The following is a 24,956-nucleotide window of genomic DNA, read 5'->3' on the forward strand; positions in this document are numbered from 1 at the left end:
ATCTCGCCAGTCGGAGGCTCGTGACGTACGTTGAGCCGGAATGTGTCCAGCCGCTTCCTTCGAGCAGGCAGGTCACGACGACGTGCGGCGCTGTCGTTGCTCTGCGACAGAATGTCGGCCATGGTCACACCAGCCGAGGTCGCTCCGCCCCACCATCCACACCGGCCCAAGCTGCGTTCGGACCAGGTGCAGGGCCTAGGGGCGGTCGTGCGCCATCTGCGCCGACCTGGCTCGCGTGCGTTGTATGTCGCGGCGACCGGTACGGGGAAGACCCTGGTGTCGATCCGGGCAGCGGACGAACTCGAAGCAAGGCTGGTCCTGGTCGTCGTCCCGACGCTGGACCTTGCCGCGCAGACCGCCCTGGCCTGGCGCAAGGACGGTCACCTGGAGCACATGGTGATCGTGTCCTCGATGGACACCTCAGCCCACGACGCTCTGGCAGCACACCGGATCGGATCGACGAGCAGTTCCCAGGCGCTGGCCGCACTGATGTCAGTGGTGGGGGAGCGGCAAGACCAGGTGCCCGCGCTGACCGTCATCTCCACCTACGACTCTCTCGACAAGATCGAGGGCACACAGCACACCAGCTACCGGGTACCGCCGTTCGATCTCGCGATCATGGACGAGGCGCACCGCATCGCCGGCCGGGCGGACAAGAAATGGGCCGTGGTCAACGACGCCCAAAGGACCCTCGCCGACCGGCGCCTCTACATGACCGCCACCCCCCGCAGCTTCGCCGCCCCCGACCTGGCCGCCTCCGCGAACATCTCCCGCCCACGGCGGCGGGGGAGCGGACCGCAAGGTCCGGACGCCGCGGCGAACTCCATGGACAACGAGACTGTTTACGGCAGGAAGGTCTTCGAGTACCCCCTGGCCCAGGCCATCACCGACGGTGTGGCAGCGGACTACCGGATCGTGGTTCCCACCGTCACCGACACCGATCTGCGCGACCGCCTCAATCTCCCGGCCCCCGGCACCACCGACCAAGCTGGCCCCCAGGATGCGCTGCGCACGACCGCCCTGCACCTGGCCATCCTCAACGCGATGGCCGAGCACTCCATGCGCAGGGTCCTGCTCTTCTTCCACCTCGTCGAGGACGCCACCCGGTTCACCAGCGAACTCGGCCACACCCTGCGCACCCTGCGCCGCACCGCCCCGGAGAGTTTCCCGGGGCTGGATCCGGAAGTCTTCACCGTCCACGGCGACCACACCCCCGAAGAACGTGCCGACATCTTCACCCGCTTCGCCTCCTGCCCGTGCGCGATCCTCACCAACGCCAAAGTGATTGCTGAGGGCCTCGACATCCCCAGCGTCGATGCTGTCGTCTTCGCCGACCCCACCAGCAGCATCGTCCGCTGCGTCCAGGGCCTCGGACGCGCCCTGCGCCTCGACGTGTCCGGGAAGACCGCCAGCCTCATCGTCCCCGTCTACATCCCGCCCGGCGCCGACCCCGAGAACATCCTGGGCACCCCCTACGAACCGGTCTGGGCCATCACCGCAGCTCTGGCCAGCCACGACCACCGCATCCTGGAACGCCTCCCCAACAAGGCCAACCGCCTTCCCACGGAGACCAGCCGCATCATCGCGCACCGCTGGCACTTCGACTTTACCGTCCACCCCGAACGCATCGCCCGCTCCATGGACCTCGTCTCCTTCAACCCTCGCGGCCCGCTCTCACGCGCCCGCCGTGAAGGCCTCAATGCGGCCCAGACCTTCCACGACGCCCTCGGCCACCTCGACGTCCCCGCCGACCACCTGGACTCCGTCGGCTTCGAGCTTGGCCGCTTCATCACCACCATGCGCGACGCCTATAACGCCGATCGCCTCGACCCGGACTTCACCGCCGAACTCGAGGCGCTCGGCATGATCTGGGACAAACACCAGGCCGCCTGGCGCGCCCGCCTCACCGCCGCCACCGACTACCACCGCGCTCACGGCCACCTCGCCGCCCCTTCCACCACCCCACTCGGTGCGTTCCTCGCTGAACAGCGCTCCCTGGCCACCCACGACCGCCTCGACGAGACCCGTGCCGCCGACCTGACGGCCATCGACACGTACTGGCAGCTCCCCTACGGCGCCGACTGGCACCGCAAGTACCACCTCCTGCGCGCCCACCTCACCGCCGGGAACGACCCCGCCACCCTGACCACGGACACCACCCTTGACGGGGTGAAGATCGGGAGCTGGCTCGGCCGCCAGCTCACCCAGTGGAACCACCTCGCCCCCGGCCAGCACCACCTGCTGACCACCCTCGGCCTCACCCCCACCACCAACCCGCTCACCCCACCCCGCCGAACGCGCCGCACCTTCGCCCAGACCATGCAGCTCCTCGAACTCTTCGTCCACCGGGAAGGCCGCGCCCCCACCGCCCGCGAAGCGATCACCGTGGACGGCGAGAAGGTGCAGATCGGCCCGTGGCTGGCCAAGGCCCGCACGAAGAAGCGTGCGGGCCAGCTGCCCGCCGAGCACGACCATCTGCTCGCGCTCCTCTTCGAGGGCGACTGGGCCGACGACACAGCTCAGCCCGTCGCCCTGGCATAGCCCGATGACACCGCACCGTCGTCTAGGGAACTTCCTGCACCCAAGCCCCCGCCGCAGTGGCCCCCGTCCGGAGGATCCGAGGACGCCGCTCTACGAGTGTTCGGGCCGGCCCCGGCCATGCCACGCCTCTATGCCGCGACCGAGGGCATCATGGGATGCGGAGCCCGTCCGGCGCCCTTCGCACGTCGGGGCCGCACCGCTGGCCGCCTCAGGCGGGCCCCAGCCGGACACTCGCGAGGCAGCACCCCACGTTCCTGAGTGCCCAGCCGCTGGCTGCCGTCAACCGCATGGCCGCCTCCTCGGCCAGCGAATGACAGGGTGTCAATGCCTGTACTGGGTCAGGGCTTCAGAATGGTGGCTCGTCGGCCCACAGGTGTGTCGTCGGCACGAGCGGTGGCAGGGGACTGGTGTGCAGGAGGATGGTCACAGCCTCCTCAACGCGGCCGAGGTCGACGAGGTAGCCGGCGAGGTCATGGCTGTTCCCACGGTCGTGCTGCTGCATGACGGTAACGGCTTCCTCGGTGCGCCCGGCACCGGCGAGGAGGTGTGCCAGGTGCTCCGCCGCGTACCAGGTGTTGCCTTCGGGGTGAGCTTGGGCCCGTTCAACCGCCTCGTCGACGCCCCTGCAGGCCGCGATCAGCGACAACCGCATCCAGTACAGCTCCCACTCGTTTTCACTCCCGCGCCGGACGTCGAGGGCGTCGAGGTGCGCCAGGCCGTCAGCGGGGCGACCTTGGTCGAGGCACAGCTCGGACAAGGCGTGGAGAATCCAGTCGTCGCTGGGGTGGGCGTCGGCCTGGGCGCGCATCACGCCGATCGCATCTGCGCCCCGTCCGTGTCGGGCCAAGAGCTGCGCGAGCTCGTAAGCCGCGTTCGGGTCCCGGGCCGCGGGGCCGTCGGCCTGCCCGTATACGGCGATCGCGCCCTCCACGTCGCCGTCCTCCTCCAGCAGCTCCGCCAGCTGCTGCACGGCCTCCTTATGTCCGTCCAGCGCGGCGTAGGCGCGCAGTTCCTCGATCCGGCCGTGCCGCGCCAACAGGCCGGCGAGTTGGTCTCGGCTGTTGACCGAGGTGATCTGTCGGCGGCGGAGCAGGGCGATGGCCTCAGCGATGTGGCCCTGGCGCTCGCGGATCGTCGCGAGCAGGCCGAGCGCCGTGTCGGGATCAAGGCCGCGGCAGCACCATGGGCCGTCGCAGCAGTGGTCGGCCCGAATCCGGGCGGCGAGCAGCGCGGCCGCCTCCTCGTCGCGGCCGGCAACGGAGGCGACGTCGACCAAGGTGGTGGCGAGAACCCAGTCGTCGACGTGCGGCACGAGCAGGTTGAACGCCTCCTCGGCGCGGCCGTGCCGGGCAAGCAACCTCGCGTAGGCATCCAAAGCCATCGGGTGCCCGGTTTCCATACGGATCCGGGTGATGTCGATCGCCTCGTCGATGCGGCCCCAGCCCTCCAGCAACTCGGCCGCGGCAACAACAGCCGTCCACCAGCCCGTTGCCACGTACGGGGCGAGCACCTCCCACGCGTCGGCCTCTCGACCCTGACCACTCAGCACCCGAGCCCACGCCAGCACGCAGAACCACTCCCCACGTCCGGCCTGCAACTCCACCACGTCGGCATGGCCTCGTTCGAGCAGCCGCGAGACCAGCTCCGGCGGGATGCAGCCGGACCTCGTCCGGGCGCGGTAGTCAAGATCAGTAGCGTCCACGGCCAAGGACCATAGCGTTCGCCCTGAGCCAGGCCGACACCACCGCCAGTTTCGAATACAGCACAGATGGAATGGCGCTCCCCGCCACTCGCGCCTACGACTGGGCCCCGCAGCGAGCATCTGCCTGCGCAGGTCCACCGCCACCTGCTGATGCAGAGGCCGCTTCACTCCCGGTCGCGCAGGCTCCGGTCATCGTCATCCCTTTGTTCCCTCGGCGGCGTGGTGACGGCTCGGCCGGTTCGGTGCCCGCCCGATCTGCTCAGCGACGCCTTGAACCTCCTTCTCGCCGTAGGCGGTGCGCACACCGGAGAAGCTGTAGCCGGCGTGCCGGGCGAGCTCCTCCAGCCCGTACGGGCGGTTCCCGAAGAACTCCCTCCCGTAGGCCAGCATCCAGCGGATCCGCGCGTCGACGGCCTCCTTCTGAGCCCTGAGGTCCTCCAGCGCCAGCAGCAGCGGATCCACCCGCAACGCCTCGCTCGCGGCCTCCAGACGCAGCGCCTCTTCCTCGCGCTGCTCGGCGACCTGTTCGCAGGCATCGATGAAGCAGTCCGCAGGGGTCACCGAGCCGGGCTTGGGCAACGGGTGCCGCAGAGCGGCCAGTTCCTCAGTCGGATTCATATTGCGAGCATCGCAAATGATTGCGACAATCGCAATAGATGGGCGCCGGGATAGTCCGGCCTCAGCGTTCGACCGGCGCTGTTGGTGCCGGACTCTCTGCTGGGCATGGCCCGCTCCTGGAAACGACTGCACGAGCACCTCGGCGCTGTCCCCGCTGGACTTCGACATGATCCGGCAGGCCACAGTGGACGCCCTGGAGGAGTCCGGCGACCTGGGCTGGAAGGAACAGCTGCCGCCAGTAGACGGCGTTCTGGCGTCAGGCGGCCGTTAGGGCATTTGGGCCTGTCCGCCCGGCGGAGGCGCTGGACGGAGAAGGCCAGGCGGAGGCCGGTCACGACCGTTAGTCCCAACCCAACAGATCCGACCCCTGGGCCGCCTGCGGAGGCGTTGAAGCGGCCTGATGCCCGATGTGCTGGAGGGCCTCGTGCCGCTGCGGCGTAGCGCTCTGCTCCACCTCCCGGGCCCCTGGTTTCGTCCGGCGTCCAGGGCGCGTGGCCTTCTGGGGAGGAGCAAGAGGGCGGGCCCCTGTCAAAGCCTTCGAGGGGCCCGCCTATACAAGACGAACGCGGGTTTCTACCGCACCGGTCAGATCTGCAGGACCAGCACTTCCACCTGCTCCAGCGTCGTCACGCTGGCCTGCGCGGCGGCCCGGGCTTTCGTCAGCGTCTCCATCCACTCGATCCGCTGCTCGGCCGACAGAGATTCTTCTCCGAGCTGGGCACGCAGGCGCCGTGCCTCCTCGAAGTCCGTCATCAGGGTGTGGGCGGCGTCCACGGCCTGCTGGTAGCTCCCCCCGACGAGCTCGACCCGGGCGGGCAGCTCCCGCCGCAGCACTGCCAGCTGATCGCGCGGATCGGCCAGCGGCGCCCCGTGCGCCGTGGTGGCGAAACCGGGGTCCGTGAGGGTGCCGACGGCCATGGAGGAGCTGGTGCTGTTCCCGGCTGATGCCGGGTTCGGGCGGCCGAGATCCACAGGGAACGTCTCGTCGAACCACCCTTTGTCCGCGACATGATGGGTGGGCCGGCCCTCGGTGTCCGGAGCCACCACCATTCCCGCGGTGATCGCTGTGCGGTCCCCTTCCGCCAAGTGCTGCTCGCCATAGCAGACGAGAGGCTTGCCATCTTCCGCCTCGGGCGGCTGCGTCGCGTCCGGGTGCTCCAGCACGGCCTTCGCGAACGCGATGAGAAGGGCCCGGCTGACGCCCGGAGCGGTGTACGCCATCGTGAGGGCGGCGAGTGCGCTCTTGGGAGTGCGGCGCACACCCTTGCGACCGCCTCCCGCCTCGCTTCCCTGCCCAGGCGTGATGAACGGCTGCGGCGCGTGAATCAGCGCTGGAGCCATCCGCTGGACCAACGCGGCCCACGCAGTCGCGTCACCGGCCTCAGCCCCAAGGAGAAGCGCTGGCAGAGACCGCGGGTCCTGCCCGGCACCCTTCGCGGTCTCAGCAGTGCCGAAGAAACCGGCCGCGGCGAGGATGTTGCCCCGGTGTAGGAACAGCTGCGCGACGGCAGCGGACCACAGACGCGTACGCGCCTCGGCCGTCTTCGACCGGATCTGGCTCCACGCCGACTCCTGCAGCGCCCCCCTGACGACCGGCCAGAACCGCCCGGTGTCGGTGCGCCCGCCCGTCTTCTGCGGGCCCTCGGGCGGGATCTCGGGAAACACGAGCGCGGTGATGGCCCGCACCGCGATGTCCCGCAGCACGATCGGGGAGACCGCGTCGCCCGCCGGAACGAGCGGCTCGAGGGGGTCGAGCGGCCCGTTGGCGGTCAGCGCGTCGCGTACCCCGACCAGATCGAGCAGGTCCGCGCCGCGCGCGTCGGGGAAGGCCTCGGTGAGCGCGTCCGCGAGGAGGGACTCCCGGGTGTAGGAGTCGACGAGCGTCGCGAACAGGGCGATCAGGCGCGCGTCCTCGTCGTAGGGCTGAATGCCGCGCAGATGATCATTGACGTTCAGCGCCCGCAGAACGTGCTCCAGCTCTGCTGGCTTGGTGCAGCCGATCACGATCTCCGCGGACACCGTGGCGATCTTCCCAGCCCGGATCGACGGGTCGTCGGGACTCGTTTCCGGCTTGGCGCTGGCCTCGTTGAGCCGGACGGAGAGCCGGTTCAGGATTTCCCGCATGCTCAGCAGCAGCAGCCCGGGATTGGCTTTGTCCTTCGGCATCGGCACGAGGGACTGGGGCATCCCCGTGACCAGGTGCTCCGGACGCACGTGGAAGACGTTCAGCCGGGCCAGCGCACGGTTGTTCCCGGTCACGGCGGCCAGCCGCCACAGCTTGGACACCGTGCCGTCGGGATGGGCGATCTGCCACTGCTGCAGGACACTCATGCCCTTGGAGAGCTGACCCGCGTCCACGAGGGACTCGGCCAGGTCGTAGCCCCGGGTCTTTCCGGCGCGCTCAAGGCAGTCAGCGGCATACCGCTGCAGGTGGACAGCCACCTCGTACGGCTGCTCTGCGAGGACGAGCGCTGCCTTCGCCTCCCCGTCCTCTTGCACGGCACGGACCACTGGACGCGGCCTGCGGTGGCCGAGGGCGCCGAGCAGCGTCCGACGCTGACCTTCGAGTTCCCTCACATGGCGGACGGCGTCCTGGTGCTTCTGCGTGGCCGCCGTCAGGGCCTGTGCGGCGTACGTGTCATCCCCGGCCGCGCGGCGCAGGTTCTCCCGCGCCTTGTCGGCCAGCTTCACCCTCTTCTCGGCTTCCTGGAGCGCCATCTCGGTGGCGACCAAGTCCTTTACACGCTGGCTGGCCTCCGGGACGGGCTGGGACCAGGAGCTGACGGTACGGTCGTTGAGATCCCACGGGGCCACGGCGGCACCGTGGACGTCGCACGTCAGCAGGAGCACCCTCTCGGCACCGGCCTGCACGATCCGGGAGGCGGAGGGCTTGAGAACCTTCCGGCCGCGCTGGGTCGTGATCAGGGCCTTGATCTCGGTGTCCGGGAGAGAGGCGGCCAGACCCTCGATGATCGCCTGCCGGGGCGGTGGCACGACCTCATGGTCCGCGCAGGTGTTCTCGATCGCGTCCGCGAGATTCCGGCCCCAGATGTCGGTGCCGATGCGCGGGTAGATGCCATCAGGTTGTTTCGCGACCACGACGTTGTCCTTCCACCCGGCCGTGCCGGGCGAGCACAGAAGCTCCCGTCTCTCGGGAGCGACTCACGCGCCCGAGCCCGAAGCCTCGTGCCGACAAGGAACAGGCCGACACCCGCGAAAGGGTGTGCGGCGGTTCCCGCCCCATACGGTCCACCTGCCAACGTCCGAAGAGCGATCAGCCCCAACAGCACCGGGTGGTGCCTGGACATCTCGCAGCTGGTTCCTGCTCCGCCGACGGCGGCATGAGGCGGACGCCGGTGACGAACCACCGACGTGCACCACGGAATCTGCCACCCCTGCTGACGCAGCGGCGAACCGAACTGGAAGGGTTCACCAGATCGGGTGAACAGACCTCCAACCAGGCTGTTTCCAGGGCACATTGAGGTAAATGCGCTACAGCCGGAGAGAAAGCGTTGGCCTCCAGGCACAACTGCCGCGCGCCGCTCCTGGCTCGTCGACCCCTCCTACGTCGAGCTCGACGACCTTCTCCCCTCACCTTTCACCCGACCCGGCGAGAGGCCCATCGGTCCGGCCTGGTAGGCGGCACCGAGGCCGCCGGCGATCTCACGTGCGCGCTGGTGGGCCACGCGGTCGCGGACGGCGGGCGCCGCCTGTCGATGCATCTGGCGGACCAGAACCACCAGGCCGGGTGATCGTGGTGAGATGCCTCTTCGTACTGCTCGCAGGGAGGTTGACCTGGGCCATGCGCGAAGCCATCGACGAAGGCGGACCCTTCACCAGTCAATTCGGGACCGGCCGGTTCGTCTTCCTAGTGGCCAAGCACACGCCAACCGCGCGCATCGTCGGCATCTCCTCCAGCATCCCGCCCCTATCCGTCCTCGGCGGCATGGAACGCGACGGAGCAGACCCCACCGCCCTTGGGGCGACCGCGATGCCGTACGTCAAACTCCGGGCCCTGGCCGTCGCGGACGACCACCGCCGCCAAGGCATCGCCTCCGTGCTCCTCACCAAGGCGGTGGCGATCCACCGCGATCACCGCACGTTCTTCATGTACGGGCAGTTCACGGCCGGTGATGCCACCCTGACCCGGTTCTACCGGCGCCACGGGTTCACCATCCACGCCCCGGGCGAGCCGGTCATCCTCGCCGGCAGTTCCCAGCACCGTGATGTCGGGGCCGCACCGCTTCCCGGCGAGCAGATGTTCTCGCGCACGATCTGACTCGAAGGCCCTTCACCACCCCCCTACGCGGCGTGCGGCACACCTACAGCCAGGGGTACATCGCCAACCTGGCCGCAGGAACCGTCCTCGACCTCGTCCGCGATCACGACAACCCGTCTGATCCAAACACCATCCGGGTCGAGCACAACGGGCTCCCTCTCGGCTGGATCGCCAAGGCCGCTGCCCGGCCACTCGCGCTGGCCCTTGACGATCGGCCCGCCCCCTTGGTCACCGCTGTCCTGCACACCGACCCCCGGTCCTTCGCCGACATCGGCCAGCTGGCCGGCCACGACCAGGTAGAGCTCACCATCACCATCAGCCCAGCATCAGGAGGCCGCGGAACGTGCACATCGCGGTGACCAGCCCCCTGCCCGGTTGCGGGAGCCCATCCGCGGTGGCCAGCGGCGGCGCCCGCAGGGACAGCAGCAGCTCGGGCGCCGCCACCGCGTCACCCAGAGCGCGGTGCCTGCCGCCGAGCCCGAGGCGGGTGGTGGTGCTCGGCCACATCGAGCGGCGTTGCTCACGAACAGAAGGATTTCGGCGGCGCTGCGCCCCGGCCGGTGCGAGAAGGCCAGCAGCCCCAGATGATGGCCTCCCGTCGCCGACGAGGCAACGAGCCGGTGTCAGTGGCTGCTGATAGACCACCGGCCATGACGGACGTACCGGTAGCCGCGACCGACCATACTGTGGTGCTTCCTTGCCTCTTGAGTGACCTTGCCGAGGCCGCTGTGTCGGAGAAGGTCCAACTGGCCAGGTCATGGCTTCGGAGCCAGGAGCGGGCGATGGCGAAGGCGTTCCTGGAAGAGGGGCGCAGGGAGTTGCCCGTGGACGGCGACTACACCGCCTGGCGTCAGGCCCAGCAACGGCGGCTCGGGGAAGCTCGGGAACGCTGGCTGCGGACGCTGGCGGACGCGGGGTACAACGCCCTTGGTGCCGGCGGCCGATCGCTGGCATACGTGCGTCCGGATCTCCTGGATGAGTACGACTCCAGCCACCCGGAGAATCCGGTCGATCTACCGTTCACTGCGCGGGTGACCGCGTCACAGAGCGTGTGGTGGCGCTGCCTCCGGGATGAAAGCCACCAGTGGAGGACCTCGTTCAACAACCGGCATGTCGCAGGGACAGGCTGCCCCCGGTGCGGAAAGAAGGGAGTCTCCCGCCGGGAGCAGGAGATCTTCACCGCCCTGCGCGAGCGCCTGCCCGACCTGGTCAGCCCAGGCTCCGCGCTGCGGCACAAAGCGCCGCAGGATGGCCGCCGCCTGAGGTCGTGGCGGGTCGACATGCTGCTGCCGGGCACTCCACCGGTCGCCGTGGAGTACGACGGTGCCTACTGGCACAAAGACGCCCTCGGGAAAGACCAGGAAAAGGCCACCGATCTCATGGCCTCGGGGCACATCGTGATCCGCGTACGCGAGCAGCCGTTGCCCACCATCACCCCCCACGACATCGTCTGCACGCCGGAGCAGCCGGCCGACACGGTCGCCGAGCTGGTGTACCGCAAGATCGTGGAAGTGGCGCCTGAGCTTGTCCCGGAATCCTCCGACGACCCGGAGCCCACAGAGGGGACCCAACTGCAGCTCTTCCTCGATGACACCCCTGCTCCCGGGACCGCGCACAAAGACGTACGCAGCCAAGCTCAGCGCATCGCTCTGAACGCGCTGGTGATGGAGGCACTCCTTCAACTCCAGACCATGTCCGTTAACAGCGATCTGGCCTTGGGGGAACAGCTGGTGTGCGGCCGGCCAGCAGAAGACGTGTTGACCGTGCTGAGGCAGGATCTGGGTGGAGTGCTCGCCTTGAGCCATGCAGCACAACGAATCCTCGGGCCGGCCCAACCCGACGCGGGCGCCGTTCACCCACTCTGACAGCCCGGTTGACGTAGGCGCTGCTACGCGTCGCCCTTGGCTCGGATCTTCCCGATGGGGCGGAAAGCTCCGTGCGTGAAGGGGGCGTCCGACGGCTCTGGCCGGTATGCGACGCGAAGGAGCGCGAGACGGCGACGAGAGCCCAGAAGGCCCGCGAACCGGCGTGCATAGCGCGGGAACGCGAGTGCTACCGGCTGATGAAGAGCTTCGCCGAAGTCCGCGCCGGTGGACGGCATCGACGCGGCGATCGCGCCCACCCCGACCTTGGCCTGCGTCGGCAGCAGCAGCTCTACCGTCGCGCCTTCGATGCAGCAGAGGTCACCATCTTCACAATCCACTCGTTCCCGGCCAGGACGGTCGCCTAGAGTTCGACCGCTACACCTGGAGTCAGGAGTCGAGATGGACGCTCAGCCAGCAGTTCTCAACGCGGTGAACAGCGGAGCCGACTCCTGCGAACCACTGCGCAAGGTCGGGCGGGCCCTTCGCGCTGGCTACTTGAACACGAACCCGGCCGAGGAGGAGCATGAGCACTTCGCGGCCCTGTGGGCGGCCATGGAGTTCCGGCTGCAGGACGACACCTGGGGCGTCGTCCTCGGACCGTTCCGCACCACCGACGACAACGGTGACCTGGTTCCGAGGGCCGTGGAAGACATGGCGCCCGCAGTCTTCCAGGCCTGGGCCGCCTACGCCCCCAAAACGACCCACCACCTGGTCCGGGCCCGGCTTCACCACTTGCTCTGGGAGGCCCGGCACGGAACACGGCCCATCGAACACCTCCGCTCCGGGGTCCACAGCTACCGAGCTGGAGCCCGCACGCAGCTGACGAAGGCCGAGGACCACCTAGAGGCACTCGCCCACCCTCCGGAGCCTAGCGCCGCGGCAACCTTCGAAAGGCAACTGGCCCGACTTCGTGCAGCGGACGCCCTGGCGCTCGCCTACGGCCTGGCTGCCGCTACGCGGCAGCCAGAGCGTACTGACATTGTCGACGAAATGATCGCCTTGGGCCAGGCCGCGCTCGACTGGAAGCCCCCGTCGCCGGGCGTGCTCGGCCTCATGACCGCCCCGCTCGTGGCCAGCACACACGACCGGCCCGTCGTGCGCCCCCTGCTGGAACGCGCCGTCGACGAGTACTGCGGAGAAGGCCAGTTCAACTACCGGGTGGAGTTCCTCGAAGAGCTCCGCCGCGTGGTGCTCCCCGACGAGCGGCGAGACGTGAACGAAAAGATCCACCGCGCTCGTATGGAACTGGCCGACAGCAGTACCGGGCTGCGAAAACTCCTCGCCCTGGAAGACGCTGCCCGACATGCCCGCGACAGCGGGCTGACCGACGCCCTCGACGAGGTGCGCCGAACGCAGCAAAAGATCGGGCGGGACGAAATTTCCATGGACACCATCCGCACCCCGGTCCCCCTGCCGCCGGGCTACCTGAAGGCCGCGAGCGCGGCCATCGACGCCGCCCACAGCATGGAGCACGCACTTCACTTCATCGCCACCACTCCTCCCACGATGAGTGACTCCGCAGTTCTGCCGTCCGGGTTGCTGTCCCTGCCGACGGTGTACGTCAACCCCAACGGCCCCGTCGTGACGCGCACCGTCGAGAGCGACAGCACCGCAGGAGAGGGTTTCCTCTTTCGGCAGCACGTCTTCGCCCTCGACATGCACGGCCTGGCCGTCGAAGCCCAACTGGACCGAGTTCGCGACCGGTTCCGCCCGACGGCGGAGGACCTCGCACCGTTCCTCGCCGGCCCCCAGCACGCTTTGGAGACTCGGATGCGCGGTCTCGCCCGCGCCTTCGAAGCGTTCTGGGAGGGCGACGTCGACACGGCCCTGGCCCTGGCGCTGCCGCGCCTCGAAGGCACGCTGCGCCGCCGACTCCAGGCAGCCGACATCGGCGTGATCACGCACGCGAAAGGGGAGACCATCGGGCAGGTTCAGCAGCTTGGCTCCCTCCTCGACAAGCTGGACGAACTCGGCTTCCCCGAGCCGTGGCCCCTTGTCCTGCGGACAGCGCTGGGCAACGCCGAGGGGCAGATGAACCTCCGCAACGACGTCCTGCACGACCTGGTCGACACGCCCTCCCGGCACCGGACAGCGCTCGTGCTCCAGATCGCCCTCGCCGTGATTTTCCTCGGGGAGGAGCCACCTGCCGCAACGGCGCCTGCCGACAGCACCACCCGGACGCCGTTGCCGTGGAACGCTGCCGCTGATCAGCACCTGCCGTTCCCCGTGCCCGACCCCCGGGCCCACCACTTCGTCACCCAGTACGCCGACATGCACGACGTCGTCGCCGGCTTGACGGTGCCCTCGGGCATTCCGCAGTCCGCGGCAACGGTGCTGCACACCGCCCGCGAGCTCCTGCGCCACTCCTACTTCTGCTACGAGTTCTCCACCGTGGCCCTCCTGCACGCCCTGATCGCGATGGAGATCGTCCTCCGGGCCAAGATCCCCGACTCCGGCACGAGGCCGCTCAACGCCCTCATCAAGCAGGGCAAAGAGAGTGGCCTCCTGACCGAGCGGCAGACGGAGTTCCTCCACGAGGGGCGCAAGCTCCGCAACCGCATCGCCCACGGCCAGAGGGCTCATTCCGTCATGCCCCCACGCTGGGGGGCCGGGATGCTCACTACGTCCTTCACCTTGATCAGCGAGGTATGGGCGGCCCAGCCGACGCCACCGGCCAAAACTGACACAGATGAGGGCACAGGTATCTGAGATGAACGACCCCGTTGCAGAGCCTGGCCCCTCCAGCGGGGAGCCGTTCCTGGTGGGGCAGCGCCTGCACGCCGTTCTGGGCGGGGACCGGGTGGTTCACGACCTACGCCGCTACTTCGGGATCGGCTTGCCCCCGGGCGCCAGCGTGTTCACGGGAGGCCGGTTCGAACACCTCGCGGGCGGCGGCGACCGTCGGCAGGTCGCGAACAGGTTCACCGCAGAGGACCTGATAGCTGTGCAGACCCTGTCGGTGACCGTCCCCGCACCCGTCGCCCTCGACCTGCTGGAAGGCCCGCTGGGCACCCACCTGTCCGAACTGCTGCGAGACATCCCTTCCGACACAGACCTGTCCGACGCCGATGCCTTGCTCGTCGCGGACGGCTCGCCGGCGCACCGAGCCTGGTGCTTGTTGGAGGACCAGTACAAGGTTGGGTGGGTGATCGCCGGGAAGCTCTTGGCCCGTAAACGGCCCCGGCTGCTGCCGGTGTATGACCGGGTCGTGCGCTGTGCGCTCGGCCACCCGCCGTCGTTCTGGACCGAACTGCGCACCGCCCTGCGCGAGGACGACGCGGCCCTGCACCACCGGCTCCTCGGCCTCCGGCAGAGCGCGGGCCTGCCCGAGACGGTCAGCGCACTACGGGTCGCCGACGTCGCGGTATGGATGGCCCACCCCGCCCCGGGCCACTGCTGCCCCTGAGGATCCACCGCCGGGCCGGTGGGGTGCTGGCGCTCGGAGGCGGGGTCACCAGCGGCTGGACCTGCCCTCGCGAACGCACTCACCGAATGACGCGTCTTCCTGCACATGCGCGGGCCCGTATCCTCACCTCGGGTCAGCGAGGTTCGGGGAAGTCGGGCAGTCCAAGCGGCACAGGAACCTGTTCGGCACTGGCTGCGGCGTTCTGCAGCAACAGCCGAAAGCGTTCCCCCTCCATCGGCCGGACGGTGACCTTGCACCCGTCACCGCGACCGGCATCGAGAGCGGCCAAAGCCCGCTGGCCGTCCTCTTGCTCGGTGGCGACACGGGGATGGAAGACGAGCACAGGCCCCAGCCGCAGACACCGCCCGGCGAGCGTGATGGCGAACTCCTCAGTACTGCATTGCATAGCCTGCTGCTCCCCACTGAGCAAGGCGCGCAGGCCGGGGGAGTCCTCACCGCTCAGCGTGAAACTCAGGCGGGGCAGGAACGGGGAGATCACACAGTGCCCATCCACCAGAAGACGCGCCATGCGCAGAGCGATCCGGTCGACCGGGGACAGCTCGGCCGGAAGCGGGAAGTGCTGCTCGCAGTGACGCTGCACCACGTCCAAGTCCTCGACATAGCGGCACAGCTCCGCCACCTCCTGGTGTGCCGACCCGGACTCCGCTGGCAGCTCGCCGCCACCGACCGTCCCCGTGCTCGTGCGAACCTGGAAGGCACCGCCGGTCATGATGCGCTGGCGCATCCGCAGCAGGCGCAGCGCCGCAGCAGGCTCCAGCCGCTCCAGCGAGAACGTGAAACGCATCGAAGCCGGCGCCCCGGCCTCACGGGGAACCAGCAGCTCCAAATTCCCGCCCGGCAGCTCCACATGGACCGAACGGCCGATACTGCCAGCGCCCAGATGACCCAGCGTTCCCGGGTAGGAGGCGGTGACCTGCTCACCGTCGAGGAAGACCACATCCACCCCCCTCTCACCCGGCGGGACAGCAACTACCGGCCGCCACCGCACCTCGATGTCCCGGTGCTCCCCGGACAGCCACTCGGGCCCGTCCACCGTCAGGCTCTTCACCGCCTCACGCGGCAGCACCACTTCCTCCGGCACACCGAACCCCAGGCTGCGCCGTACCGCTGTGGTCAGCTCCGGGTCCCAGGGGCCGTTCCCTGTCAGCGTGAGTTCCACGGGGGAGATCTCCTGGGCTCGCGGGTGCTTGCCGCGCAGCGTCTGCACCACGGTCTCGCCCTGCCGGGCGAAGTCCACCGTCCAGTGGTCGTCCAGCCCGTCGACCTGTCGCCCCAGCCCTGCGACCCGTGCGCGAACATCGGGCAGGCCACCCATCAGCATCGCCCGCTCCTGCCCGAAGACCTTCGCCGCGTCGTAAAGCTGGTCCCGGGTGAAGGAAGCTTCAAGATCTGCATGCGTGGCCATCAGACCGTCCAGCATCGCCCGGTCCCATACCCGCACCCGCACACCCTGCCCGGTCGCCAAGGAGGCGACGAACTCCCGCTCGGCAGGCGTCAGCGTGCACGGCACCACAAGAACCCACTCCCACGGGTTGTGCGCCATGGCCCCGGTGAAGGACTCCTTGATGGAGTTGCGCCGCCCTTTGAACGAGCCGGCCGGAAACCCGTCCGGATAGTACTTGAGCTGGAAGATCCGCACGCGTGACCCGCTGGTCACCTTGATATCGATACCAGCGTCCCCGCCGCGCCCGTTGACGGCTTCCACGCTCGCGGAGGCGTTGTACATCCGGTGCACCAAGGCTTCGACAATCCGGTCGAAACCCGGCTGCCCGATCCGCTCCCACTCGATGGCCACAGGCCCCCCGTTTCACGCCGGTCTGGCTTACCCCATTCTCCCACCCGGTACTGACACCACCTGCGGCTCGCTGTCCGGCCGCCCGGTGGCCCACTTCTGGTGGAAGCTGGAGGCCACCGAGGTCGGCCATGGCGCCCTGACCTGAGGGTCTTGCAGGGCGGGCCCGACCTGGCCCGCCCCAATCCCGAAGGAGAGCGGCGGTGCTGCGTTGTTGCGTCGCTCGCCAGGAGCGGGCCATAGCGGAGGAGGGGGCGCAGGGAGTTTTCCGTGGGTGGCGATTACATCGACTGGCGTCAGGCCCGGCAACGGCGGCTGGGGGATGGCCCGGGACGCTTCAGCGGGCCCTGCCCGCCCCCTCCGGCATTGTCTTGTTGTCGCCGGCCTGGCTGCTGGGCTGTTCCCGCGCCCGGGCCTGGCCGACGACATCGGCCAGGCCCGGGGCAGGGGCTACCGGGCGGGCGCGGCCAGGACGGCCGCTACCTCCCTGTCGTAGTCCCTCGCCCGCCGCGCTTCGGGCTGGTCCGGTGCCGGGGCGCGGCGGGTGCCGAGCCACCAGCCGGAGGGCGAACTGCTCGGACGGCTCGGCTGAGTGCCGACGCCGGGAGTGTGCGGTGGGGGCTCGGGGCGGCGGTAGTTCTTGCACTGGATGTCCATGCGGTCCCCGGCGGCGGTGCGCATGCTGATGTCGACCCCGGTGTCCTGGGACGGGGATGAGGCGATCCACACGTCGGGCAGGCCGGATCCGTTGCGCTGCGCCTCGCGCGTGATCGCGGTGAACAGAATTTCCTCGAGCACCTCAGCGGGGAGCTGGCGGGCGATCGCGGCCGCCGTCCCGGTGAGTTCGTGGCGCTCCGAGCGGGCCTCGACGATGGTCCGGATGTCATTGCGCCGGACGCGCGGGGGCGCGGGCCGGACGGGGTGGGCGGCGGTGACGCGCCGGTAGGCGTCGGTGTACAGGCGCTGGACTGCCGGGCTGATACCGCAGGCGGTCAGGAACGTCACCAGCTGGGTGACGTTGGCCGGGAGGCCCTTGCGCTTGACGATCCGCCACGCGGTGGTCCGCGGCAGCGGTTTGCGGTCGCCGATCAGGAGCCGGTCGCCAAGCGGGGGAGCCCCGGCCCGTTCGTAGGCGACAGCCAGGGCGACGGCGAGGTCATGCCGGTCATGAATGAGAGTGGGCGCCGGGGCGTTGAGTTCGCGGAGCCGGCCGCGCTGGACGGCGCGGCCGTGGACCCGAAGACGGTGGGCCCGCTTGACGGTCCTGGAATCTGCCCCGCAGGCCTTCAGGTAGGCGTCGAGGAGGAGGGTGGAGGGCGCGGTGCGCCCGGACTCGGCCTTCTGGACAGTGCCGCGCGAGATGTTCGCGCGGGCGGCCAGGTCGCGCTGGGACAGGCGCGCGTCCCGGCGCAGAGCGACCAGGAGCTCGGCGAGGTCAGCAAAAGACCGCGCGGTGGGGGAGGGAGAGGTCATGACCGGCCTCCCGCCGCAGACCGCGCGAGAGCCTCGGCGAAGGCGGTGAGCAGACGGCGACCACCGCCGGCCGCGGCCAGGGTGGCCGCCCCGATCGCCCCGAGTCCGCCCAGCAGCATGAACACGGTGCGCAGCGGGGTCCCGGCGAGGAAGAGGACGCAGCCCAGGACCAGGACAGCGATCAGCAGGATTAGCGCGTGGGTGGCACCGAACCGGCCAGCGGACTCCGCCGCGCCGCCCGCGGCGCAGTCCCGGCAGGGGACAGCCGGGCCGGGACCGGCGACCGGGAAGGAAAGAGGGATGTTGCTCATGGTGCGCAGGACTCCGTCCTGACAGGGGGCCCCGGCGGATGCCGGGGCCCCGGGCTACGGTCGCAAGGTCACGCAACTCAGGGGCAGTTGGACCTGCCCACGGCGAGCGGCGCTGTGACCAGCCTTCCATGTCCCCGGCCGCCACCGCCCGCCGCCTGGTCCCTTTTGTGCCCTATGAGAGTTTCTGGCTCAGAGGGTGTTCCTCGGTCCGCGAGGAAATCCGAGCGGGATCCGACCCGCCAACAGCACGGTGTGACCGATGTGTTGTGCGTGCGGCACGGACCCGGCGGCCTATTCGTTGTTCCGCCCGCCTTGCGGCCTGAGCCACTTCAGAAAGACGCTCCATCCCAGCACACCGGCGGTTCGCCGTGCCGGTGCATCCTGACGGCTACGGTCGCAAGCCAACTCGTCGCAGGACACCCCGGAGACCGCGTTGGACCGCGGCCTTCGACACCAGGCCGAGCACCGCTCACGGTGCTCGGCCTGACGTGCTTTCCAGACCGAGGACGTTTACCAGCGCGACAGCCGGGGACCCGGGCCCGCCTGGCGCGAACTAGCCGACGGGCGGCTGCGGAGCTGCTGAACGAGGCCGGCGAGTTCTACAGGGCCCGCGACGAGGAGTGACCCGCCCGCGCGCGCGGCCCTGCTGCGCCGCCGGGCCACGCGCGCGGGCGGGTTGCCGGGTTGCGCGGTTCGCCCCCGGGCGCCGGATCGTTCGTCTTACGGTTCACCGGTGAACATGGAGATGCCGCCAGCCGGCGGCGCACTGCCCGGGCTGGAAATCCCGGTGGTGGACGAGGTCCTGGCCGCCGCGCTCCGGGCGCAGGGTGAGGCCGGTGTCCGGGCTCTGGGGCTGCTGCGGGACGCGCACCGGATCCTGTCCGGGGCCGGTGGCCTGGAGCGCCCCGGGGAGATCGTGGAAGCGTGCGTACGCAGCGCGGCCGACGCCCTGCTAAAACTGCCCGGAGCCCCGAAGAACCCGGCCGGCCTGCAGTCGGCGGCGAAGGACCTGCTGGCAGCGGTGGACGCCCTCGGGCCGCCACCCGCCGGGAGCACGGCCCCCGGACGGCAGGCCCCGGCGGGCAGCCCAGACTGGGAACTGGTGGCCCAGGCGGCCGAGGTGCTGCGCGGCGAGATCCGGAACCCCGGCGGCCACAAGCGCCGTCAGGCACGAGGGATCGCCGAGCGGCTGACAGGTCTGCGGCTCGGTGCCGCGCAGGACAAAGCCCTGGACACGTGGGGGGCTCTGTACTCGAAGGCATCGGGCAGCCTGCACGGCGCCGGTGCCGAGGAAGCCCGGCCCGCCCGTCTCTACACCGAACTCCTGCACGCGGCAGGCGAGTTGCTGGTGCCGCTGCCCGGCCGTGCTGCCAGGGTCCTGGAGCTCACCGCCCTCACCGACCCTGGCCCTGACGACGCGCGGGAGCTGGCCCGATGGACGGACCCGCGCGCGGAGGCGTTCTTCTTCCGCTCCGGCCCGGCTCCGGCCTGGCTTAAGGTGCTGGACGAGCACGCCGGGCACCTGCTGCTCGCCGACGAGGAGAACGGCGTGTGGCCGGCCGCCCCGTTCCTCGAGCACCTGGCCCACACCGCCCCGGACACCGCCCGCCCGTGGCTGGCCGCCCACGCCGAGCAGGTCGCCGCCAGCGGCCCAGGCGCACTGGACGCGCTGCTGCGCCTGGCCCTGGCCGACGCCCTCACCCCGGCCGGTGTCCGCTCGCTGCTCCCGTACATCACCGTCCCGGCCGGGCCCGGGGCGCCGCCCGGCCGGGGCGGGTTCGCGCGCCGGCTCGCGGCCCGCTGGGCACGCACCCTCCCGGTGGTGGCCCGTGACGGGGACTGGGTGGTGGTGCCCGAGACGCTGCTGAAGGACGCGGTAGACGCCGAGCACACCGGCCATCTGGCCCTGCAGGCGGTGCTTGAGCGCGCGCACGCCGCCCAGGACGCCGCGACAGCCAGCCGCGCACCAGGGGCCGGTGCCGAGCGCGCCGCGGCACTGGCCGATCTGGAGATGGAGGAGGCGATCGCCCGGCAGAGCACCGACCGCCTGCCCGGCCACGATGTCGCGGGCCTGCTGCAGCAGTTGGTGACGACTGTCCACCCCGCCGCCGGGGGAGGCCCCTTCCAGTGGGCACGTGCTGTACGCGGCGCGGTGGCGGGGCTGCTGCGCCGCGACGTCGAGGCGACCGCACAGGCCGGGCGGCACTTGGTCTTTGAAGTCGACCTCGACGAGGTCCGCCTCGGCGACCCGGCGGCCTTCACCGGCCCGGCGCTGGCCCGAACCGTCCTCGACCTCGCCGCGGCGGACGCCGCGGCCGGCCTCCCGCTCGCCGAGCGGCTGCGCGCGTGGCCCCGGATCGCCCAGGCCGACGCGTACCTGCACGCCCGTCTCCTCGCCGTACACCTGGCCGCCCACCCGCCCCACACCCCGGACCCTCACACCGCGCCGGACCCGGGCGCCCCCGCCCTTGCCCTCGCCGAAGCGGAGGGAGGGGAAATGGGGGAGTGGTGGGACCGGGCGGTGGAGGCCACGGAGCGGCTGCTGACCGGCCGCCCGACTCCGGAAGGCGCCCGCCTGGCCGACCTCGTCCTCACCACCTGCCCGCCCGAGCGCGCCGAAAGCCTTCAGCGGCGGGCCCGGGCGGCGCTCGGCGCCGCACCCGCGGCCACCGAGGTGGAGCAGGTCCTGCCCTCCGGAACCACCCGGGTCGACGGCACGGTGGACCCGCTCGCGTCCTGGCTGCGGGTATGGGACTGGTCCCCGGTGCTCACCGCACCGCTGCTGGAAGGGTTCGGCCCACTGCTCGCCGCGGTGCGCCGCCTGCGCCCGACCGGGCCGCCCGACCCGCGCGCCGCCGAGCACCCGGTGCCGCTCAAGCGCACCATCACCCTCACGGAGGAGGAGTTGCTGGAGCTGGCCGCCACGGCCGGCCCGCTCGAAGCCGCCGCCGTACTGGCCGCCGCCGAGGACGCCGGAGCCGACGGGTACGCGATCGTGCTGCACCGCCTCGTCGAGGCCGACCCGGCCGCCTGGACCGCCGACGTTCCCGCCGTGCTCACCGCCCTGGACCGGGCGGAGCTCGGCGCGTTCTACCTCGCCGCCACCGCGAACGCCGGCCACCGCCCCGGAGCCCTCACGGGCGGCCCGGCCCCGGCCGCACGGGCCGCCCTCGGCCTGCGCCGCACCCTGCCCGCCCCCGCGCTCGGCCAACCGAACCCCACCGTTCTTCTGTTCGCCGACCAGGCACTGTTCGACCTGCTGACCCTGGTGTGGCGCACCGGCACCGACCTCGCCGAGGACCTCACCCCCGCCCTGGACCACCTGCACGCCCTCGCCGCCCCGCTCACCCACCCCACTGCCCAGCCGCCTGCCCTGGCCGGAGACCTGCCCGGCTCGGACCCGGCGGTGCGCGCACTGGGCTGCCTGCTGGAGTACACCGCCGCCCAAGTCCGTATTGGCGCCCCGGTTCCCGGCGACGTTCTCGACCTTGTTGCCCGGGCCCTGGCCGCGCGCGGCGGCGAGGAGGCGCTCACCACCGCCATCGGGGTGGCTCTGCCGTTCCTGCACCGCCACGCCGCCGAGTTCACCACAGCTCACCCCGGCCTGTACGTCCTCACGCCGGGCCGGCCCACCCCGGCGGCCGCGTGGCTGCGCTGGGGCGGATACGACTCGCCGCTGCTCACCGCCCTGGGCCCCAGCCCACTCCTTGACGCCGTACGCGCGAACCTGCCCGGCGCCGACCGGCACCTCGCCCACGCCCTGCTTATCCGCACCGGCGACGCCGACGACGTCCTGGGCGACCCACGGGCCGCCTGGACGGCGCTGGCCGCCGGACCTGACGGCGCGCCTGCGGCATCCCGGCTCCTAGCCGCGCTCGCCGCACGCACTCCGCACCGGACCCAGTCCGGCGACACTCCGCCGGACCCGGCCGCCCACCGCGTCCTGGCAGCGGCAGCACGGTGGTGGACCGCAGCGCTGGACGCCGACCTGCCGCCCGGCGCGCTCGCCGCCGCCGGCGACTTCGCCGACACCGCCCTCGACGACACGGTGTGGCTGCCGCTGGCCCGCCGCAGCGCCGCCCACACCCCGGCCCAGACCCGCGCCGGCGACATCGCAGAACGGGCCGCCGCCCACCCGCGCGACAACGACGCCCTGCTCCTGGCCGCACACCTGCTCACCCGATCCGCCCTCGCCCCCTGGCACGACATCGAGGTCCGCGCGCACGCCCGCACCCTGCTCCTGGCCGCCGAGGCCCAGCCCGCCCCCGAACACCCGGCAGCCACCGAGCAGCTGCGCCGGGCGCTGGTGGAGGCCGGAGAGGTGGACCTCGCCCGGACGACGTGGACAACCAGCTGACCTCACCGGTCCCGGGCCGGGAGGAGGCGGCTTGTGGCTTGGGACCGAGGGCGGCCCGCGCTCGGCCCGTCTCCCCGTGCGCAGACGGGCGAGGAACTGGCCAGGAGACGGGGAGGGGCCTACGACTTCGCGGCGTCCCGCTGCGCCCGCTTGTCCGGAACCGCGTGCGCTTGCTGACCTCCGCCGGTCCCGCACCTCTCTGGATCCGTGATGCGTTCAGTCGTCCCCGGGGCCGCCCATCGGGCGGCCCCGGGGCGGAGCCGTCGCTTCTCGGGACCGTCCCTACCGCATCGCCGCGTAGTCGTTCGGGGCCTTGCGGAGGATCTCGATCATCTGGGCCTCGGTCAGCTTCCGGAATGCCACCGCGGACGAGTTCGCGATCTTCCGGAAGAGGATGTCAGAAGGGATCGGCGGAAGGCCGGCGAACAGGGCGTGATGTTCCGTCCCGGAGCCTTCGCTGAACTCGCGGTGCAGCAACCACACCGTCTCGGCGAACAGGGGGTACGCGGTCTCGTGCTTGCTCCACAGGCACCGCAGCGCGTCGCCGCCGGAGTCCCGGTTGATGAAGCCCCCGACGTACGACATCTCGGCCGTCTTGGCCGGGTACTTGTCGTCGTTCAGGTAACGGACCCACTCGTTCAGGATGTCCCAGCGCAGTGCGCTGACGATCACGCTCGCCGGTGCTTCGCTCGGCCGTAAGTCGGAGGACGGCTCATCAGCAAAGGTCATCCGCTGACCGTAGCGAGAGAGACCACCGCCGCGCCACGGCGCCCGCGCGTTAGCACAAACGAGCGCCTCCCCGACGCTCCCCTTGACGCTACTTTGGCCTTCCGGGGCACGACCGCAGGAGGGGCACATGGCGCACGAGGACTGGACCGTGGACCGGCTGCACGTAGCGCTGCCCCACTCGGCATCCCGGCAGCAGCTGCTCTAGGACGTCAACCTCACCCCGCTCGAGGACCTGCCCGCCGTCCTCGACGGATGGGCTTTGGCCGCCGAGCAGCTCCAATCAGCCCGGCCCCGCATCGAGGCCGCCCGCGCCCACATGAAGCTGCGCGGTGTTCTCCCTGACGACCTGGAGACCGGGGACGTCACCGCCGACGTGCTCAGGGACGCCGAGCCGCGCCAGGGCAACCGGGACGACCACGGTCGGGGAGCGGGGTGACCTACCGGCTCAACTTCCCCATCGACGTCTTCGACACGTACAAGCAGCTCCCCGAGCTCGCCCGGCGGGACCTCGCGCTCGCCCTGGTCGACGCACAGCAGGACCCGCTCGCGTACTCGGAGCCCTACGGGCAGGACGACGGCATCATCCGCACCGTCGCCCAGGGCCACGTCACCGCGGTGATCCTCCTCGGCCACGACACATCGACGATAACCTTCCTCACCATCGCGTACGCCGGAACGGCCTGACTACTCCCGCGAGGACAGCTCATAAACCGGGGCGGCCTCTGTGCCGGCTCTTTCGGATCTTGCTGCGGAGGCCCCTCCGGGCAGGCGGATCACATAAAGCCGAAGAACCGCGTCCACCAAGTGGGCCGCGCTTCGAAGTGCTCCAAGGCGGTGGGACCCTCATAGTCGCTTTCCAGCAGTTCCTCGGGGACGCTCACGTAGCCGAGTTCGGCCAGCGCCCGCTCCACGCTGGCAAGGTCGGAGGAGTCCAGCGCGCCTTCCTCTCGGGCGTCGTCCGTGCCGAAGTAGGCTCCTGGATTATCGGCGCAGACCTCGGCGAGGGAGCCGAACTTGCTCACGCAGACCACGATCCGCGTCCCGCAGACGGTCACCTCGGCCGGCACGCGAACACGCCCGTACTCGCTGGAGTCCTGCGTGTCCTGCTCGAACTCGCACTGGACTCCGAAGTCGGTCTCGAGCCGGCGCACCAGCCCGCCAAACGCGAGGCTGGCCGCGGCGCGGTCGTAGTTCAGCGGCCGCTCCAGCCGCTCTGGGTCGTCGAGTTCACGCAGGAGGGCCAGCAGTTCCATCTCGCTCATCGTCACCCACCCATCCTGCCGGGGAGCGGGAGGGAACAGAAAGGCCGGAGAAAGCCGCGACAAGATCTCGAAAGAGACAACCTCGGCTCGTTGGACATTGAGCCCCTGAGCGACCACGCAGAGCGGACTTGGATAGTCGTCCAACGAGGCCGGACGACATCACTCAGGAATCTCTCGCCCGCACTCTCCACCCTCAGAGGCACTACCCCTAAATCCAGATTCACCCAAAGTTCTCACCCAAGGAAGCACCCCAGCCCCCACCCCGACAGCCAGCCCCGCGAAGCGGGTTAGGGTCAGGGAGCGCAGCGGACGGACCCTCAAGGTTCCGGGGACCGGAACCGCCTGAGGCTGCGTTAGCAGCCTCAGTTTCCTGGAGCAACGCGGAAGGAAATCATCGGACTCGAAGCGCAGCGGAGAATCCGAGAGCCCCCAGCGCAGCTGGGGGCTGCCACTTCGTCAGATCTCGCGCAACGCGCGAGATTCCTCTCGGAGACTGCGAAGCAGTCTTCTACCCGCTCCGCGGGGCTGGCTGTCGGGGTGGGGGCTGGGGTGCTTCCTTGGGTGAGAACTTTGGGTGAATCTGGATTTAGGGGTAGTGCC

At 70.4% G+C, this 24,956-nt stretch carries 19 protein-coding genes; 10 read left to right on the plus strand and 9 right to left on the minus strand.

Annotated features, from left to right (window positions below):
- The first annotated feature begins 120 nt into the window (after positions 1–120).
- Positions 121–2,541, plus strand: coding sequence for a Helicase associated domain protein (locus tag ACWDZ4_RS28480; RefSeq protein ID WP_451511248.1), 2,421 nt, complete (start codon positions 121–123; stop codon positions 2,539–2,541).
- Positions 2,542–2,887: 346 nt separating this feature from the next.
- Here ACWDZ4_RS28480 and ACWDZ4_RS28485 read toward each other — a convergent pair whose 3' ends face one another.
- The 3 genes from ACWDZ4_RS28485 to ACWDZ4_RS28495 form a co-directional block, all read right to left on the minus strand.
- Positions 2,888–4,243 carry a tetratricopeptide repeat protein gene (locus ACWDZ4_RS28485; RefSeq protein WP_451511249.1) on the minus strand — a complete coding sequence of 452 codons (1,356 nt, stop codon included), beginning with the start codon at positions 4,241–4,243 and terminating at the stop codon, positions 2,888–2,890.
- A gap of 195 nt (positions 4,244–4,438) precedes the next feature.
- Entirely contained in the window at positions 4,439–4,861 is a 423-nt protein-coding gene (locus ACWDZ4_RS28490) for a hypothetical protein (RefSeq protein ID WP_451511250.1), read from the minus strand.
- A 585-nt stretch (positions 4,862–5,446) separates the two neighbouring features.
- Positions 5,447–7,960 carry a hypothetical protein gene (locus ACWDZ4_RS28495; RefSeq protein WP_451511251.1) on the minus strand — a complete coding sequence of 838 codons (2,514 nt, stop codon included), beginning with the start codon at positions 7,958–7,960 and terminating at the stop codon, positions 5,447–5,449.
- Between the two features lie 703 nt (positions 7,961–8,663).
- Between ACWDZ4_RS28495 and ACWDZ4_RS28500 the strand changes: the two genes are divergently transcribed.
- Positions 8,664–9,140: a GNAT family N-acetyltransferase gene (locus ACWDZ4_RS28500; protein WP_451511252.1), complete on the plus strand. Its 477-nt coding sequence runs from the start codon at positions 8,664–8,666 to the stop codon at positions 9,138–9,140.
- 32 nt (positions 9,141–9,172) lie between these two features.
- A complete protein-coding gene (locus tag ACWDZ4_RS28505; protein ID WP_451511253.1) occupies positions 9,173–9,499 on the plus strand; it encodes an HIRAN domain-containing protein in 327 nt (108 codons plus the stop codon).
- Here ACWDZ4_RS28505 and ACWDZ4_RS28510 read toward each other — a convergent pair.
- Entirely contained in the window at positions 9,456–9,647 is a 192-nt protein-coding gene (locus tag ACWDZ4_RS28510; protein ID WP_451511254.1) for a hypothetical protein, read from the minus strand. The genes ACWDZ4_RS28505 and ACWDZ4_RS28510 overlap by 44 nt on opposite strands.
- Before the next feature lie 275 nt (positions 9,648–9,922).
- Here ACWDZ4_RS28510 and ACWDZ4_RS28515 point away from each other — a divergent pair, with 275 nt between their 5' ends.
- From ACWDZ4_RS28515 to ACWDZ4_RS28530, 4 genes are all read left to right on the plus strand, one after another.
- Positions 9,923–11,005, plus strand: a complete 1,083-nt coding sequence (locus ACWDZ4_RS28515; protein ID WP_451511255.1) for a zinc-ribbon domain-containing protein — start codon at positions 9,923–9,925, stop codon at positions 11,003–11,005.
- A 197-nt stretch (positions 11,006–11,202) separates the two neighbouring features.
- Entirely contained in the window at positions 11,203–11,370 is a 168-nt protein-coding gene (locus ACWDZ4_RS28520; RefSeq protein WP_451511256.1) for a hypothetical protein, read from the plus strand.
- Positions 11,371–11,404: 34 nt separating this feature from the next.
- Positions 11,405–13,714: a hypothetical protein gene (locus ACWDZ4_RS28525; protein ID WP_451511257.1), complete on the plus strand. Its 2,310-nt coding sequence runs from the start codon at positions 11,405–11,407 to the stop codon at positions 13,712–13,714.
- 1 nt (position 13,715) lies between these two features.
- Positions 13,716–14,411 (plus strand): DUF6308 family protein, encoded by a 696-nt coding sequence (locus ACWDZ4_RS28530; protein ID WP_451511258.1) that lies wholly within the window; start codon positions 13,716–13,718, stop codon positions 14,409–14,411.
- Positions 14,412–14,544: 133 nt separating this feature from the next.
- Here the strand turns inward: ACWDZ4_RS28530 and ACWDZ4_RS28535 are convergent, their stop codons facing one another.
- The 3 genes from ACWDZ4_RS28535 to ACWDZ4_RS28545 all read right to left on the minus strand — a co-directional run bounded on the left by ACWDZ4_RS28535 (position 14,545) and on the right by ACWDZ4_RS28545 (position 18,008).
- Entirely contained in the window at positions 14,545–16,227 is a 1,683-nt protein-coding gene (locus ACWDZ4_RS28535) for a hypothetical protein (RefSeq protein ID WP_451511259.1), read from the minus strand.
- Positions 16,228–16,674: 447 nt separating this feature from the next.
- Entirely contained in the window at positions 16,675–17,697 is a 1,023-nt protein-coding gene (locus tag ACWDZ4_RS28540; RefSeq protein ID WP_451511260.1) for a helix-turn-helix domain-containing protein, read from the minus strand.
- Complete coding sequence (locus ACWDZ4_RS28545; RefSeq protein WP_451511261.1) at positions 17,694–18,008, minus strand: hypothetical protein; 315 nt, start codon at positions 18,006–18,008, stop codon at positions 17,694–17,696. The genes ACWDZ4_RS28540 and ACWDZ4_RS28545 overlap by 4 nt, the downstream gene beginning before the upstream one ends.
- Positions 18,009–18,747: 739 nt before the next feature.
- On the opposite strand from ACWDZ4_RS28545, the gene ACWDZ4_RS28550 reads away from it, so the two are divergent.
- On the plus strand, positions 18,748–22,365 hold the full coding sequence (locus ACWDZ4_RS28550) for a hypothetical protein (RefSeq protein WP_451511269.1): 3,618 nt from the start codon (positions 18,748–18,750) through the stop codon (positions 22,363–22,365).
- A 282-nt stretch (positions 22,366–22,647) separates the two neighbouring features.
- On the opposite strand, the gene ACWDZ4_RS28555 is transcribed toward ACWDZ4_RS28550, so the two are convergent.
- Positions 22,648–23,094 carry a hypothetical protein gene (locus tag ACWDZ4_RS28555; protein ID WP_451511262.1) on the minus strand — a complete coding sequence of 149 codons (447 nt, stop codon included), beginning with the start codon at positions 23,092–23,094 and terminating at the stop codon, positions 22,648–22,650.
- A gap of 259 nt (positions 23,095–23,353) precedes the next feature.
- Between ACWDZ4_RS28555 and ACWDZ4_RS28560 the strand changes: the two genes are divergently transcribed.
- Both ACWDZ4_RS28560 and ACWDZ4_RS28565 read left to right on the plus strand, forming a co-directional pair.
- A complete protein-coding gene (locus tag ACWDZ4_RS28560) occupies positions 23,354–23,530 on the plus strand; it encodes a hypothetical protein (RefSeq protein WP_451511263.1) in 177 nt (58 codons plus the stop codon).
- Positions 23,527–23,778 (plus strand): hypothetical protein, encoded by a 252-nt coding sequence (locus ACWDZ4_RS28565; protein WP_451511264.1) that lies wholly within the window; start codon positions 23,527–23,529, stop codon positions 23,776–23,778. The genes ACWDZ4_RS28560 and ACWDZ4_RS28565 overlap by 4 nt, the downstream gene beginning before the upstream one ends.
- A gap of 89 nt (positions 23,779–23,867) precedes the next feature.
- Here ACWDZ4_RS28565 and ACWDZ4_RS28570 read toward each other — a convergent pair whose 3' ends face one another.
- Complete coding sequence (locus tag ACWDZ4_RS28570; RefSeq protein ID WP_451511270.1) at positions 23,868–24,356, minus strand: hypothetical protein; 489 nt, start codon at positions 24,354–24,356, stop codon at positions 23,868–23,870.
- Positions 24,357–24,956: the final 600 nt, after the last annotated feature.

The organism is Streptomyces sp. NPDC003016 (assembly GCF_053591455.1).